The following is a 15,390-nucleotide window of genomic DNA, read 5'->3' as shown; positions in this document are numbered from 1 at the left end:
GGGGCCATGACGAGCGCTTTGCTGCATATCACCCTGATTACCGAAACCTTCCCGCCGGAGATCAACGGGGTGGCCAATACCCTTGGCCGCCTGTGTGACGGTTTGCGCGCGCGCGGCCATCAAGTGGAGCTGATCCGCCCTCGTCAGGGCAGCGATCAAAGCCGGCCCAGCGACGATGGCTTGTTGCTGTGCCGTGGCTGGCCGTTGCCTGGCTATCCGGGCCTGCAATGGGGGCAATCGTCGATGCACAAGTTGCTGCGGCGCTGGAAACGCCAGCGCCCCGATGTGTTGTACATCGCCACCGAAGGACCGCTGGGGCTGTCGGCACTACGGGCTGCGCGGCGCCTGGGAATCAGCGTGGTCAGCGGCTTCCACACCAATTTCCAGCAGTACTCCAACCTGTACGGCCTGGGCATGTTGAGTCGGGTGCTGACCCACTACTTGCGCTGGTTTCACAACCGTTCGACCTTGACCCTGGTGCCCAGCGCCAGCCAACGGCTGGAACTGGAGCGCCGCCACTTCGAGCGACTGGGCATGCTGGCAAGAGGTGTCGACAGCCAGCTGTTCCACCCGGCCAAGCGCGACAATGACTTACGTGAAGGTTGGGGAGTGGGCAACGACGATATCGCCGTACTGCACGTTGGGCGCCTGGCTCAGGAGAAAAACCTGGGAGTGCTCAAACGCTGCTTCGATTCGTTGCAGGCCGCTTATCCACAGCGTCGGTTAAAGCTGATCATCGTCGGCGATGGCCCGCAACGAGTGATGTTGGAGAAAGCGCTACCAGAGGCGATTTTCTGCGGCACTCAACGCGGCGAAGAGCTTGCCCGGCATTACGCATCAGGCGACCTGTTCCTGTTCCCCAGCCTCACCGAGACCTTTGGCAACGTGGTACTGGAGGCCATGGCCTCAGGGCTCGGCGTGGTGGCCTACGATCAAGCGGCCGCAACCCAGCATATCCGCCATGGCTACAGCGGTGTACTGGCGATGCCCGGGGATGAGGACGCGTTTTGTGACGCCGCCAACTGGCTGCTGGACGAGCGCGAGCACTTGCGGCGGGTACGACTCAATGCCCGGCAACACGCCAGCCGTCAGGGATGGCCGGCGATTATCGAGCAGTTTGAGCAGCAGTTGCGTGGAGTGTGCGTGGACGAGCAGGCGCTGCCCGTCCTGCCGCCGCTTATACCAGGGTCATCAACGCCTCACGACTGAACGGCAAGATATCTCCTTCACGCCCTTCACGGACCTTCACTGCCCAGTCCGGATCCACCAGCAACGCACGACCGACTGCCACCAGGTCGAACTCGTCGTTGTTCAGGCGCTCCAGCAGTTTTTCCAGGCTCGCTGGCTGGGCAATCTTGTCGGTGTTGACCATGAACTGCAGGAACTCGCCATCCAGGCCGACGCTGCCCACGGTAATGGTGGGTTTGCCGGTGAGCTGGCGGGTCCAGCCGGCCAGGTTCAGGTCGGAGCCTTCGAACTCCGGCTCCCAGAAACGGCGGGTGGAGCAGTGGAAGATATCCACGCCCGCATCAGCCAATGGCTTGAGGAACTCGCCAAGGGCTTCAGGGGTTTGTACCAGGCGCGCGGTGTAGTCCTGCTGCTTCCATTGCGAGAAACGCAAGATGATCGGGAAGTCCGGACCCACGGCGACGCGGACCGCTTGAATCAATTCAATGGCAAAGCGCGAGCGGTTGACCAGACTGCCGCCGTATTCGTCGGTACGCTGGTTGCTGCCTTCCCAGAAGAACTGGTCCACCAGATAGCCGTGGGCACCGTGGATCTCCACACCGTCCATGCCGATGCGTTGGGCATCCTTGGCGGCCTGGGCGAAGGCGGCGATCACCTCCTTGATATCCTGGACCGTCATGCCATGGACCACGACCTTGCCGTCCTTGAGTTTCTCGGTCGGCCCATAACCCGGAACGCTGGCATCCGGCTCGGTGCCGATGCGGCGCACACTGCCCACATGCCACAGTTGCGGGACGATCTTGCCGCCTTCGGCGTGCACGGCGTCGACCACTTTCTTCCAGCCGGCCAACGCGGCTTCACCGTAGAAATGCGGCACGTTCGGGTAGCCATTGGAGGCCTGATGGCCGACCACGGTGCCCTCGGTGATGATCAGGCCCACACCCGCTGCGGCACGGCGACGATAGTATTCGATGACTTTGGAATTGGGCACGCCACCCGGGGAAAACGAACGGGTCATGGGCGCCATGACCACGCGGGTCGACAATTGCAGTGCACCGAGCTGGAAGGGTTTGAACAAGGCTTGGACAGGCATGGGAGCACTCCACAAGAAGGAATTTATGATATGGATAATATGGAGTGCGCAACGTGCTGGATAGCACTATTGATTGGGGTGATTAAGGGGTAAAAGCACGAAGGACTGTGGAGAGGGGGCTTGCCCCCGTTGGGCTGCGCAGCGGCCCTAAGTCGGGCAACCTGTTCTCTCTAGTGTATGCAGTGACATTATTGGGGCCGCTTCGCAGCCCAACGGGGGCAAGCCCCCTCGCCACAACAAGCCCCCCACTACAACAATGGTGTATCAGGCCAGGGCTTTTTCGATGGCCTGGACGATGGTCGGATCATCCGGAGCGGTACGCGGCGAGAAACGCGCCAGCACCCGACCGTCCTTGCCCAACAGGAATTTTTCGAAATTCCAGGTGATATCCCCAGGAAACTCGGCCCCCTCGCCCGCCAGCAAACGGTACAGCTGGTGACGCTCAGGGCCATTGACCTCAAGCTTGCTGCCCAGGGGAAAGGTCACGCCATAGTTAAGGCTGCAGAATTCCTGGATCTCTTCTTCGGTCCCAGGCTCCTGACCCGCAAACTGGTTGCACGGCAGGCCCAGCACGGTGAAACCCTGGCTTTTATACTGCTGATAGAGGTTTTCCAGCGCGGCATATTGCGGTGTCAGCCCGCATTTGGAGGCAACGTTGACCACCAGCACGACTTGCCCCTTGAAGGGCGCCAGAGGCAGCTCCTGACCATTGAGGCCAGTCAGATTAAGGTCGTGGAAAGCACTCATGACGAACTCCAGATATCCCATGTTCTTCGCATAACAGCGGTTCGAGATTACAACCGCCAAGTCGGCAATAATAGCCGCCGATCAAAAAAGGCGCCCGAAGGCGCCTTTTTCCAACTGACAGACCTTAGCCTATCAATTAATGGTGATGACCGCCTTCACCGTGGACGTGACCGTGGGCCACTTCTTCCTGGGAAGCATCGCGGATAGCCACGATCTTGACCTGGAAGTTCAGGCGCTGGCCAGCCAACGGGTGGTTGCCGTCGACGGTGACATCGTCGCCGTCCAGGTCACGAATGGTGACGATCTGCATTTGGCCGTCTGGAGCGGAAGCGTGGAACTGCATACCCACTTCCAGCTCATCAACACCTTCGAACATGCTGCGGCTCAGGGTGCTGACCAGTTCGGCGGAGTATTCACCGTAGGCATCTTCAGGTTCTACGGCAACGGTCAGTTCGTCACCGACCTCTTTGCCTTCCAGGGCCTTTTCCAGGCCCGGGATGATATTACCTGCGCCTTGCAGGTAGACCAGCGGCGCGCCGCCGGCAGAACTGTCGATGACCTCACCAGCGTCGTTGGTCAGGGTATAGTCAATGGAGACAGCCTTATTGGCGGCGATCGGCATGGGGCGAGACCTTTTGCATAAGAATGAAGAACGGACAAGTCTAAACAAGGATTTGCCCGAAAGCGAACAGAACCCGGACAGACGGGGTCGAACAAGCGACTCGACGGTCATGGGCTTTCATCAGGATGAAGACCAACACTGGGTCGTCGAGCTTTCCTGCGGCCACACCCAACACCTGCGCCACCAGCCGCCGTGGCAATCCCGGGCCTGGGTCAATGACCCAGCACAACGCCTTGAAAAAATAGGCCGACCCTTTGCGTGTGGCTGGTGTGCGCAGGACTCAGATAGAGATAACCTTGGCACTTGATTCCCCCGGTAGGCCATCAGCTATAGACAGCCACCGAAGCCATGCACCTCCAGAGAATTCGCATGCAGACTTTTTTTATCGCGCCCACCGATTTTGGTGTGGGTCTGACCTCCATCAGCCTTGGGCTGGTGCGCACCCTTGAACGGGCCGGGCTGAAAGTCGGTTTCTTCAAACCCATTGCCCAGCCGCACCCGGGTGATACGGGGCCGGAGCGCTCCACCGAACTGGTGGCCCGCACCCACGGCCTGAAACCGCCACAGCCGTTGGGCCTGGCCCACGTCGAGCGCATGCTCGGCGACGGCCAGTTGGATGAGTTGCTGGAAGAAATCATCACCTTGTACCAACAGGCAGCCGTGGGCAAAGACGTGCTGATCGTCGAAGGCATGGTGCCAACCCGCAGCGCCAGCTATGCGGCCAGGGTCAACCTGCACCTGGCGAAAAGCCTGGATGCCGAAGTGATTCTGGTCTCGGCTCCGGAAAACGAAGTGCTGACCGAGCTGTCCGGCCGCGTGGAACTGCAGGCCCAACTGTTTGGCGGCCCGAAAGACCCGAAAGTCCTCGGTGTGATCCTCAACAAGGTCCGCACCGAGGAAAGCATGGAGGCGTTCTCCGCGCGCCTCAAAGAGCATTCGCCGTTGCTGCGCAGCGGTGATTTCCGCCTGCTGGGCTGCATTCCTTACCAGCCGGAACTCAACGCCCCGCGCACCCGCGACGTGGCTGACCTGATGGGCGCGCAGATCCTCAACGCCGGCGACTACGAAACCCGGCGCATGACCAAGATCATCATTTGCGCCCGTACCATGCGCAACACCGTGGAGTTACTCAAGCCCGGCGTGCTGGTGGTAACGCCGGGGGATCGTGACGACATCATCCTGGCGGTCAGTCTCGCCGCCATCAACGGCGTCCCCCTGGCCGGTTTGCTGCTGACCAGCGACACCCTGCCCGACCCGCGCATCATGGACCTGTGTCGTGGCGCCTTCCAGGCCGGGCTGCCGGTATTGTCGGTGAGCACTGGTTCCTACGACACCGCCAACCAGCTCAACAGCCTGAACAAGGAAATCCCGATTGATGACCGCGAACGTGCGGAGATCATCACTGACTTCGTCGCCAGCCACCTGGACGCCCGCTGGCTGCACCAACGTTGTGGCACACCACGGGAAATGCGCCTGTCGCCGGCGGTGTTCCGCTATCAATTGATCCAACGTGCCCAGGCCGCCAACAAGCGCATCGTCTTGCCCGAAGGCAGCGAGCCGCTGACCGTACAGGCCGCCGCGATCTGCCAGGCACGGGGCATCGCCCGTTGCGTGTTGCTGGCCAAACCTGCGGACGTCGAAGCGGTAGCCCGGGCGCAAGGTATCGAGCTGCCCGAGGGTCTGGAGATTCTCGACCCGGATTTGATTCGCCAACGCTATGTCGAACCCATGGTGGCCTTGCGCAAAAGTAAAAGCCTCAACGCACCGATGGCCGAGCAGCAACTGGAAGACACCGTGGTGATCGCTACCATGATGCTCGCGCTGGATGAAGTCGACGGACTGGTCTCCGGCGTCATCCACTCCACCGCCAACACCATCCGCCCGGCCTTGCAGCTAATCAAGACTGCACCGGGCTGCACTTTGGTCTCGTCGGTATTTTTCATGCTGTTCCCGGAGCAAGTGCTGGTGTACGGCGACTGCGTGATGAACCCGCACCCAAGCGCCGCGGAGCTTGCGGAAATTGCCTTGCAAAGTGCCGATTCGGCTGCGGCTTTCGGCATCACGCCTCGAGTGGCGATGATCAGCTATTCCAGCGGCGATTCGGCCAGCGGCGAAGAAGTGGAAAAAGTTCGTGAAGCCACCCTGCTCGCCCACGAAGCCCAAAGCTCACTGCTGATCGATGGCCCGCTGCAATACGACGCCGCCGCTAACGAAACCGTTGCCCGGCAACTGGCCCCCAACAGCCTGGTAGCCGGCAAGGCCACAGTGTTCGTGTTCCCCGACCTGAACACCGGCAACACCACCCACAAGGCCGTGCAACGCAGCGCCGATTGCGTCAGTCTGGGGCCGATGCTGCAAGGCCTGCGCAAACCGGTGAACGACCTGCCCCGTGGGGCCCAGGTGGACGATATCGTGTACACCATCGCCCTGACTGCGATTCAAGCCGCCAACCGACCTATGGATGTCTAAATGCTGGATTTTCTACCTGCCGCCGTGCGCGGGGTGATCGCCTCGCTGTTGCTGGCGTTGAACACGATCCTGCTGTGTTCGTTCCTGTTTATCGTGGCGTTGTTCAAGCTGCTGCCGTTCGCCAAACGCTTCAGCGAATGGCTGATGAACCACACCCACGAGGCGTGGATCAGTAACAACAAGGCCTGGATGAACCTGGTACGCCGCACCCGCTGGCACCTGACCGGCCTTGAGGGGCTGGACTACGAGCACTCTTATCTGGTGACCAGTAACCACCAGAGCTGGGTCGACATCATGGTGCTGCAATACGTGCTCAACCGCCGTATCCGGCCGCTGAAGTTTTTCCTGAAGCAGGAGTTGATTTGGGTCCCTGTGATCGGTCTGGCCTGGTGGGCATTGGGCTTCCCGTTCATGAAGCGCTACACCAAGGCCTACCTGGAGAAGCACCCGGAGAAGAAAGGCAAGGATCTGGAAACCACCCGCAAGACCTGCGCGAAGTTTCGTGACAACCCGGTGGGAATTTTCAACTTTGCCGAGGGCACACGGTTTACCCCTGCCAAGCACGCGCAGCAGAAATCACCGTTTCGCTACTTGCTCAAGCCCAAGGCCGGCGGCATTGCGTTTGTGCTGGATGCCATGGGTGAACAGCTGAAATCGCTGGTGAACGTGACCATTCACTACCCTGGCGGGCGTCCCGGGTTTTGGGATTTGCTGTGCGGGAATGTGAAAGACGTGGTGGTGCAGTTTGAAGAAGTCCAGATCCCTGTGCAGTTCATTGGTAAGAACTATGAGCAGGATGGGGAATATCGGTTGGAGTTCCAGGGGTGGATCAATGGGTTGTGGGAGGAGAAAGACGAATTGCTCGCCCAATTGCACACAGATTTCCCAGGCAAACGGTAATTAAAATGTGGGAGCGGGCTTGCTCGCGAAAGCAGAGTGTCAGCCAATACATGTATGACTGATACACCGCTTTCGCGAGCAAGCCCGCTCCCACATTTGACCGAGTTGTTTTCAAGGCCCCACAAGAAAACCCGCCACCGAGTGATCGGTGACGGGCTTTTTTGTGGCGGCGAGGTTTAGATCGCGCCGCGCTGACGCAACAGCTCCAGCACTTGCTTGACGCTTTCTTCCAGCGACAACACCTGGGTGTCGATCACCAGGTCGGCGTTCAACGGTACGTCGTACGGGAAGGACTCGCCAGGGATGTTATCCCCGCCTGCCGCGTACAAGCCTTGCGGATCACGCTCGGCACACACCAGCGGCGAAGCCTGGACGTACACCGTCAGCAGACGATCAGCACCAATCAACGCCTTGGCCTGTTCACGCCCTTCAGCATCCGGGGCGACAAACGCGGCCAGGGTCAACAGGCCAGCTTCGTTGAACTGACGGGCCACGTGAGCCGCACGACGCCAGTTCTCGGTACGCCCGGCACGGTCCTGTGGCAGACCTTTGTTCAAGTCATGGCGCAGGTTCTGCCCATCGAGCACAAACACCGCACGGCCCATGTCGAACAACTTGCGTTCAACCGCGTAGGCCAGGGTGCTTTTGCCGGCGCCGGACAGGCCGCTGAACAACACGGTGGCCGGTTGCTGGCCGAAACGCTGGGCGCGTTCTTCAGTGGCAACGTGGGCCAACTTGCCGTGCTGCGCCGCGCTGCCGTGAGTCACCGGCTGCGCGATGATCATCCCCGCCGCCACGGTGCCGTTGGTCAACCGGTCGATGACGATGAACGACCCCGTGGTGCGGTTGCTGGCATACCCATCGAGGGCGATGACAGCATCGAGGCTGACCTTGACCCGGCCGATCTCGTTCAATTGCAAGGCACTGGCAGGTCCTTCGGCCAAGGTGTTCACATCAACGCGATGCACGATGCTGGTAATCGAACCCGGCACGTAACTGGTGGCGCGCTTGATGTCGTATTTCTTGCCCGGCAGCATCGGCTCTTCGGCCATCCACACCAGCATGGCGTCGAAGGCGTCGGTCACTTGCGGCACGTTGTCGGCATGCACCAGCAGGTCGCCACGGGAGATGTCGATCTCATCTTCCATGGTCAGCGTCACGGCCTGGCCGGGACCGGCGTGTTCCAGTTCGCCTTCGAAGGTAACGATGGATTTGACGCGGCTGCTCTTGCCCGACGGCAGCACCACGATTTCGTCGCCCTTGTGCACGATGCCGCTGGCCAAGGTGCCGGCGAAACCACGGAAGTTCAGGTTCGGGCGGTTGACGTACTGCACCGGGAAACGCAGGTCGGTGTAGTTGCGATCGTTGGCGATCTCGACGGTTTCGAGGATCTCCATCAGCGACTGGCCGGTGTACCACGGTGAACGCTCGCTCTTGTTCACCACGTTGTCGCCCTTGAGCGCCGACATTGGCACAAAGGCCATGGTGCTCGGCTTGAAGGCGATACCTTCGGCGAACTTCAGGTAATCGGCCTTGATCTGCTCGAACACACTTTGGTCAAAACCATTGATGTCCATCTTGTTGACGGCCACCACGATGTGTTTGATGCCCAGCAACGAGGCGATAAAGCTGTGGCGACGGGTCTGGGTTTGCACGCCGTAGCGGGCGTCAATCAGGATAATCGCCAGGTCACAGGTGGACGCACCAGTGGCCATGTTGCGGGTGTACTGCTCATGGCCGGGGGTGTCGGCGATGATGAATTTGCGCTTGGCGGTGGAGAAGTAGCGGTAGGCGACATCAATGGTGATGCCCTGCTCACGCTCGGCCTGCAGGCCGTCGACCAGCAACGCCAGGTCGATGTCGTCACCGGTGGTGCCGGACTTTTTCGAGTCACGGGTGATGGCTTCCAGGTGATCTTCGTAGATCATCTTGGAGTCGTGCAGCAGGCGCCCGATCAGGGTGCTCTTGCCGTCGTCGACGTTGCCACAGGTCAGGAAGCGCAACATTTCCTTGCGTTCGTGCTGGCCCAGGTAGGCGAGGATGTCCTCGCTGATCAAATCAGATTGATGCGACATGACAACCCCTTAGAAATAGCCTTGACGTTTTTTATCTTCCATGGAGCCTGCGCCATCGTGATCGATGACTCGGCCCTGGCGCTCGGAAGTTCGCGTCAGGAGCATTTCCTGAATGATGTCCGTCAGGCTTTCAGCCTCGGACTCCACCGCGCCCGTCAACGGGTAGCAGCCAAGGGTACGGAAACGTACTTTCTTTTTGACGATTCGGGCTTTGTCTTCGTCGGACAGGTGCTCGAGGATGCGCTCATCGTCAATCATGATCAGCGTGCCATTCTTCTCGATCACATCGCGTTCGGCGGCGAAGTACAGCGGCACGATCGGGATGCCTTCAAGGTAGATGTACTGCCAGATGTCCAGCTCGGTCCAGTTGGACAGCGGGAACACACGGATCGACTCGCCCTTGTTGACGTTGCCGTTGTAGACGTTCCACAGCTCCGGTCGCTGGTTTTTCGGGTCCCAGCGGTGCTTGCTGTCGCGGAACGAGTACACGCGCTCTTTGGCACGGGATTTCTCTTCATCGCGACGGGCACCGCCGAAAGCAGCGTCGAAACCGTACTTGTCGAGGGCCTGTTTCAAGCCTTCGGTCTTCATGATGTCGGTGTGCTTGGCGCTGCCGTGGGTGAAGGGGTTGATACCCTGTGCCACGCCGTCCGGGTTGACGTGGGTGATCAATTCCAGGCCCAGCTCTTCAACCATACGGTCGCGGAACTTGTACATCTCCTGGAATTTCCACTGGGTGTCGACGTGCATCACCGGAAACGGCAGCTTGCCCGGGAAAAATGCCTTGCGCGCCAGATGCAGCATCACGGCGGAGTCTTTACCGATCGAATAGAGCATCACCGGGTTATCGAACTCGGCGGCGACCTCGCGGATGATGTGGATGCTTTCCGCCTCCAGCTGTTTCAGATGCGTCAGTTTGTCGACCATGGCTACTCACGGAAAAACGATCTTATGGACGGCCAGCGGGCCGTGTTCGAGCGGGGCATGCTAGCACAGCACCTGCTTCTATTCAGGGAGCCAGCTAGAACGAAACGGTATATGAATATACCGCTGGGTTTGGCGCTACTCGGTCGAATGTGGGAGCGGGCTTGCTCGCGAACGCGGTGTGTCAGACCATACATGTGGTGACTGACACTCTGCTTTCGCGAGCAAGCCCGCTCCCACATTTTTTGGCAGTGCTCATCAGATCGGGTTGGGGCAATCGATGAACAGGTGTTCCAGGGCAAAACGCCTTGCCAGGTAATCCCCCAGCGCTTGCACGCCATAACGCTCGGTGGCGTGGTGACCGGCGGCAATGAAGCTGATGTCATTTTCCCGCGCGCTGTGGAACGTCTGCTCCGAGGCTTCACCGCTCAGGTACAGGTCAACACCGGCCAGCACGGCCTGATCGATATAACCCTGGCCGCCCCCCGTGCACCAGCCGACACGGCGGATCATCTCGCTGCCTTCGATCAGCAAGGGCTCACGACCCATGGCATCCTGCACGCGGCGGGCGAAGTCGCGGGGCGACACAGGCTCAGCCAGCGAGCCCACCAGGCCGACAATTTTAAGGTTATCCGGGTCCAGCGGGCCCTCGACGGTGATGTCCAGTTGCCGAGCAAGCTGCACGTTGTTGCCGACGTCGGGGTGCAGGTCCAGAGGCAAGTGGTAGGCCAGCAAGCTGATGTCGTGCTTGAGCAGGGTTTTCAGGCGCCGCTGCTTCATGCCGGTGATACACGGGCTTTCGCCCTTCCAGAAATAGCCATGGTGCACCAGCACCAGGTCGGCCTGGGCTTCGACTGCCGCGTCCAGCAGCGCCTGGCTCGCCGTAACGCCGCTGACGATGCGCCGCACCTGGGGTCGACCCTCGACCTGCAGGCCATTGGGGCAATAATCGGCAATTTTCGCGCTGTTGAGGTAGCGGTCTGCTTCCTCAACTAAGGTGCTCAGAGCGACGGCCATAAAAGACTCCTAAATACCCGTTCGGAGGCGCTCGCGGCCTCGTATAATGCGCGACATTATGGGCGCTCTTGCGCCCCCTGCAACCTGTCAGGATTTTTCTTAATGCTCAAGGCACTGCGTTTTTTTGGATGGCCATTGTTGGCTGGCGTGCTGATCGCGATGCTGATTATTCAGCGTTATCCACAGTGGGTCGGCCTGCCGACCCTTGATGTCAACCTGCAACAGGCACCGCAAACCAGCGCGGTGGTACAAGGCCCGGTGACTTACGCCGATGCCGTCGTCATCGCAGCGCCTGCGGTGGTCAACCTGTACACCACCAAGGTCATCAACAAACCGGCCCATCCACTGTTTGAAGACCCGCAGTTCCGGCGTTTCTTCGGTGACAACTCGCCCAAGCAGCGGCGTATGGAGTCGAGCCTGGGCTCCGGGGTCATCATGAGCCCGGAAGGCTACATCCTCACCAACAACCACGTGAGCACCGGTGCCGACCAGATCGTCGTGGCCCTGCGTGACGGCCGAGAAACCCTGGCCCGCGTAGTCGGCAGTGACCCGGAAACCGACCTGGCGGTACTGAAAATCGATTTGAAGAGCCTGCCCTCGATCACCATCGGTCGCTCCGAAAGCTTGCGCGTCGGTGACGTAGCGCTGGCCATCGGCAACCCGTTCGGCGTCGGCCAGACGGTAACCATGGGGATCATCAGCGCCACCGGGCGTAATCAGTTGGGCCTCAACAGCTACGAAGACTTTATCCAGACCGATGCGGCAATCAACCCCGGCAACTCCGGTGGTGCGCTGGTGGATGCCAATGGCAATCTGACCGGGATCAATACGGCGATCTTCTCCAAATCCGGCGGTTCCCAAGGCATCGGCTTCGCTATCCCGGTCAAGCTGGCCATGGAAGTAATGAAATCGATTATCGAGCATGGCCAGGTCATTCGTGGCTGGCTGGGTATTGAAGTGCAACCGTTGACCAAGGAGCTGGCGGAGTCCTTTGGGCTGACCGGTCGCCCTGGCATCGTGGTCGCCGGTATCTTCCGCGACGGTCCGGCGCAGAAAGCCGGGCTGCAATTGGGCGATGTGATCCTCAGCATCGACGGCGAGCCGGCGGGTGATGGCCGTAAATCGATGAATCAGGTGGCGCGGATCAAGCCCACTGACAAGGTCACCATTCAGGTCATGCGCAATGGCAAAGAACTCAAGCTGTCGGCGGAAATCGGCTTGCGGCCGCCGCCTGCACCGATGAAAGGAGAGGAGTAACCCGCCTCTTGCAGGAGCCTGTGCGCAGGCTCCTGTAACCCAATATTTCAAAAAGCATCCATTCTTATCCGTCATGTTATATTGTTTCAATAACGCTATTGGAACGCTCTACCATGCCTTCTCGAAAATTTGCCCCATTGGCCGGAATCGCCTTGGGTTTGCTGGTGGACCCGGTCTACGCCGAAGACACCACCAGCCTCGAACTGGACACCATCAGCGTGACCAGTGAGGCGTACGAATCCGCCACCGGTCCCGTCAAAGGCTACCGCGCCACCCGTTCCGCCAGCGCCACAAAAACCGACACCGCCATACGGGATATCCCGCAGTCCATCAGTGTAATTCCCGCCACGGTGCTCAAGGACCTGGGCAGCACCAACGTCGAACGCGCCCTGGAATTTGCCGGCGGCGTGTCCAAACAGAACAATTTCGGCGGCCTGACCCTTTACGAATACAGCGTGCGCGGGTTCACCACGTCGGAGTTCTACCAGGACGGTTTCAGCGCCAACCGCGGCTACCCGAGCACCCCGGACGCGGCCAACATCGAACGCATCGAAGTACTCAAGGGCCCCGCCGCCAGCCTCTATGGCCGTGGTGATCCCGGCGGCACAGTGAATATCGTCACCAAGAAGCCGCAGGCCGAAGCCTTCACCACCGTGCAGACCAGCGCCGGCAGTTGGGATCGCTACCGCACTGCCCTTGACGTCAACACGCCACTGGACAGCAACGGCACCTTGCTGTCGCGGGTCAACCTGGCGGTGGAGGACAACCACAGCTTCCGTGATCACGTGCAAGGCAAGCGAGTGTTTGTCGCGCCGTCCCTCAGTTGGCAACTGGACCCGGACACCAGCCTGCTGGTGGAAAGCGAATTCGTGCGCCACAGCTCGACCTTCGACCGAGGCATCGTCGCGCCCAACAACCGCTGGGGCGGCGTCTCCCGCTCGACCTTCCTCGGCGAGCCCAACGATGGCGATATCCGCAACCACAATAACCGTCTGCAAGCGACCCTTGAGCATCACCTCAACGATGCCTGGAAGCTGCGCCTGGCCAGCCATTACAAACAAGGCAGCCTGTGGGGCGACGCCTCGGAAAACCGCGCACTGAATACCGATGGCCACACCCTCAACCGCCGCTACCGCGAACGCTCCACCGGTTGGCATGACAGCATCACCCAGCTGGAACTGCGCGGCCTGTTCGACATCGGCCGTTGGCAGCATGAACTGCTCATCGGCACCGAATACGAGGATTACCGCAAGAAGGAACGCGTGACCGCCATCGGCGGCAGCGACTACGCGATCGACCTCTACAACCCCATCTACGGCCAACCCAAGCCCAACGGCGCGCGCTCCGGTACCGATTTCTACGAGCAGGTGAAAAGTCAGGCCCTGAACCTGCAAGACCAGATCATCTTCACCGACCGTCTGCGGGGCATGATCGGCGCGCGCTTCGAGCACTTCGAACAACGTACCGACGACTACACCCATAACCACGCCAAAAGCCGGCAAACCCACGACGCCCTGACCCAACGCGCCGGGTTGCTCTACCAACTGACACCGCAAGTGGGCGTGTTCGCCAACGCCTCCACCTCGTTCAAACCCAACAATGGCCTGGACGCCGGCGGTAAATCCTTCAAGCCGGAAGAAGGTGTGGGTTATGAAGTCGGCATCAAGAGCGAGCTGTTCGACGACCGCCTGAGCACCACCCTCGCCGCCTTTCATATCGAAAAGGAAAACGTCCTGGCCCTGGACCCGGCCACTGACACCAGCCGCGCCATGGGCAAAGCCCGCAGCCAGGGCATTGACTTGCAGCTGACAGGGCAGTTGACCGACGCCGTACGGGTTATCGGCGCCTTTGCCTACATCGATGCCGAAGTCACCAAGGGCGACAAAACCATCCCGGCCGGCAGCCGGATTCTCGGCGTGGCCAAGCGCAGCGGCAGCCTGTTGGGAGTGTATGAGTTTCAGGATGGCCGGCTACGTGGATCCGATCTGGGCGCCGCGCTCACCTACGTCGGTGATCGTTCGGGTGAAGCGGGCGGCAGCTTTGAGTTGCCGGCGTACCACACCGTCGACCTGCTGGCCCATTACAAAGCCAGTGACAACGTCACCGTGGGCCTGAACCTCAACAACCTGTTCGATGAAAAGTACTACGAGCGTTCCTACAGCAACTACTGGGTCAATCCCGGGGAACCACGCAACCTCACCGTCAGCCTGACCCTCAACCTGTAAAAGGACGTCACCATGCTCCCTCTCAAATCATTGGCAGTGCTGGGCCTGCTATTTGCCACCCAGGTATCGGCCCATGGCCTATGGACCGAACAACGACGCGGTAACATCGAAGTCATCTACGGCCATGGCGCCGAGGACAATGCCTTCAAGGCCCAGAAAATCAGCGGTGCCTGGGCTTACGACGCCAGCGCAAAAATGATCCCGGTGACAGTGCAACGTCTGGACGATCATGCCCGCCTGCAACCGCTCAAACCACCTGCGGTGCTGGCGGTAGCGTTGGATAACGGGATGTGGTCGAAGACTGCGGATAACAAGTGGATCAACCAGGGCCGCAGTAAAGTGCCTGGCGCAGTCGAGTCGACCCAGACCTTCAAATACAGCCTGGCGATTTACCAGCCCGGGGCGAAATTGCCAAAGCTGGATCAGATCAAGCTGCTGATCCTGCCGGAAGTTGACCCTCTGACCGTAGGCCCGGGCAAGTCGCTGCCGGTGCAAGTGTTGCTCGATGGCAAGCCGGCGGCGGGGATCAAGTTGATCGGCGACTACCGCAATGCACCCAACACCTTGAGCACCGAGACCGACGCTGAAGGCCGTGCGCAGGTGCTGGTGCGCAATGAAGGGTTAAATGTGATTGCGGCGCAGGTGGAAGTGCAGCTCAAGGACAACCCTGATGTGGCGACGCGAGGATTGTTCAGTTCGCTGACGTTCCTTGGCGAACCGCATCACGAGTAACCCCACTGACTCAGAGTGAGCACAGTAGTCAATGTGGGAGCGGGCTTGCTCGCGAAGGCGGTGTATCAGTCAGAGCATGTATTAACTGACCCTCCGCATTCGCGAGCAAGCCCGCTCCCACATTTAATCTTCATTCGGCTT

13 protein-coding genes are annotated in these 15,390 nt (G+C 60.1%); 7 read left to right on the top strand and 6 right to left on the bottom strand.

Annotated features, from left to right (window positions below):
* The first annotated feature begins 6 nt into the window (after positions 1-6).
* A complete protein-coding gene (locus J7E41_RS16435) occupies positions 7-1,209 on the top strand; it encodes a glycosyltransferase family 4 protein (protein WP_214994367.1) in 1,203 nt (400 codons plus the stop codon).
* Here J7E41_RS16435 and J7E41_RS16430 read toward each other — a convergent pair.
* The 3 genes from J7E41_RS16430 to J7E41_RS16420 all read right to left on the bottom strand — a co-directional run bounded on the left by J7E41_RS16430 (position 1,178) and on the right by J7E41_RS16420 (position 3,650).
* A complete protein-coding gene (locus tag J7E41_RS16430) occupies positions 1,178-2,281 on the bottom strand; it encodes an NADH:flavin oxidoreductase (protein ID WP_214994365.1) in 1,104 nt (367 codons plus the stop codon). The two genes, J7E41_RS16435 and J7E41_RS16430, sit on opposite strands and share 32 nt — an antisense overlap.
* A gap of 264 nt (positions 2,282-2,545) precedes the next feature.
* Positions 2,546-3,028 carry a glutathione peroxidase gene (locus J7E41_RS16425; RefSeq protein WP_214994364.1) on the bottom strand — a complete coding sequence of 161 codons (483 nt, stop codon included), beginning with the start codon at positions 3,026-3,028 and terminating at the stop codon, positions 2,546-2,548.
* A gap of 136 nt (positions 3,029-3,164) precedes the next feature.
* A complete protein-coding gene (locus J7E41_RS16420; protein WP_017476012.1) occupies positions 3,165-3,650 on the bottom strand; it encodes an FKBP-type peptidyl-prolyl cis-trans isomerase in 486 nt (161 codons plus the stop codon).
* On the opposite strand from J7E41_RS16420, the gene J7E41_RS16415 reads away from it, so the two are divergent.
* From J7E41_RS16415 to J7E41_RS16405, 3 genes are all read left to right on the top strand, one after another.
* Complete coding sequence (locus J7E41_RS16415; protein ID WP_214994363.1) at positions 3,619-3,957, top strand: DUF3565 domain-containing protein; 339 nt, start codon at positions 3,619-3,621, stop codon at positions 3,955-3,957. The genes J7E41_RS16420 and J7E41_RS16415 overlap by 32 nt on opposite strands.
* A 62-nt stretch (positions 3,958-4,019) precedes the next feature.
* Positions 4,020-6,119, top strand: a complete 2,100-nt coding sequence (gene pta / locus J7E41_RS16410; RefSeq protein ID WP_214994362.1) for a phosphate acetyltransferase — start codon at positions 4,020-4,022, stop codon at positions 6,117-6,119.
* Positions 6,120-7,019 carry an acyltransferase gene (locus J7E41_RS16405; RefSeq protein ID WP_214994361.1) on the top strand — a complete coding sequence of 300 codons (900 nt, stop codon included), beginning with the start codon at positions 6,120-6,122 and terminating at the stop codon, positions 7,017-7,019.
* Between the two features lie 176 nt (positions 7,020-7,195).
* On the opposite strand, the gene cysN is transcribed toward J7E41_RS16405, so the two are convergent.
* From cysN to J7E41_RS16390, 3 genes are all read right to left on the bottom strand, one after another.
* Positions 7,196-9,094 carry a sulfate adenylyltransferase subunit CysN gene (cysN, locus tag J7E41_RS16400; RefSeq protein ID WP_214994360.1) on the bottom strand — a complete coding sequence of 633 codons (1,899 nt, stop codon included), beginning with the start codon at positions 9,092-9,094 and terminating at the stop codon, positions 7,196-7,198.
* Positions 9,095-9,103: 9 nt separating this feature from the next.
* A complete protein-coding gene (cysD, locus tag J7E41_RS16395; protein ID WP_214994358.1) occupies positions 9,104-10,021 on the bottom strand; it encodes a sulfate adenylyltransferase subunit CysD in 918 nt (305 codons plus the stop codon).
* Between the two features lie 255 nt (positions 10,022-10,276).
* Complete coding sequence (locus J7E41_RS16390; protein WP_169352989.1) at positions 10,277-11,035, bottom strand: Nif3-like dinuclear metal center hexameric protein; 759 nt, start codon at positions 11,033-11,035, stop codon at positions 10,277-10,279.
* Positions 11,036-11,137: 102 nt separating this feature from the next.
* On the opposite strand from J7E41_RS16390, the gene algW reads away from it, so the two are divergent.
* The 3 genes from algW to J7E41_RS16375 all read left to right on the top strand — a co-directional run bounded on the left by algW (position 11,138) and on the right by J7E41_RS16375 (position 15,249).
* Entirely contained in the window at positions 11,138-12,292 is a 1,155-nt protein-coding gene (gene algW / locus J7E41_RS16385) for a Do family serine endopeptidase AlgW (protein WP_214994356.1), read from the top strand.
* 113 nt (positions 12,293-12,405) lie between these two features.
* Positions 12,406-14,517, top strand: a complete 2,112-nt coding sequence (locus J7E41_RS16380; protein WP_214994354.1) for a TonB-dependent siderophore receptor — start codon at positions 12,406-12,408, stop codon at positions 14,515-14,517.
* A 12-nt stretch (positions 14,518-14,529) separates the two neighbouring features.
* Positions 14,530-15,249: a DUF4198 domain-containing protein gene (locus tag J7E41_RS16375; RefSeq protein ID WP_214994352.1), complete on the top strand. Its 720-nt coding sequence runs from the start codon at positions 14,530-14,532 to the stop codon at positions 15,247-15,249.
* Positions 15,250-15,390 lie beyond the last annotated feature (141 nt).

It is taken from the genome of Pseudomonas fluorescens, assembly GCF_018614655.1.
GTDB lineage: Bacteria > Pseudomonadota > Gammaproteobacteria > Pseudomonadales > Pseudomonadaceae > Aquipseudomonas > Aquipseudomonas fluorescens_BX.
The sequence above is the reverse complement of the archived record's forward strand: the minus strand, read 5'-3'. Positions and strand labels throughout refer to the sequence as shown.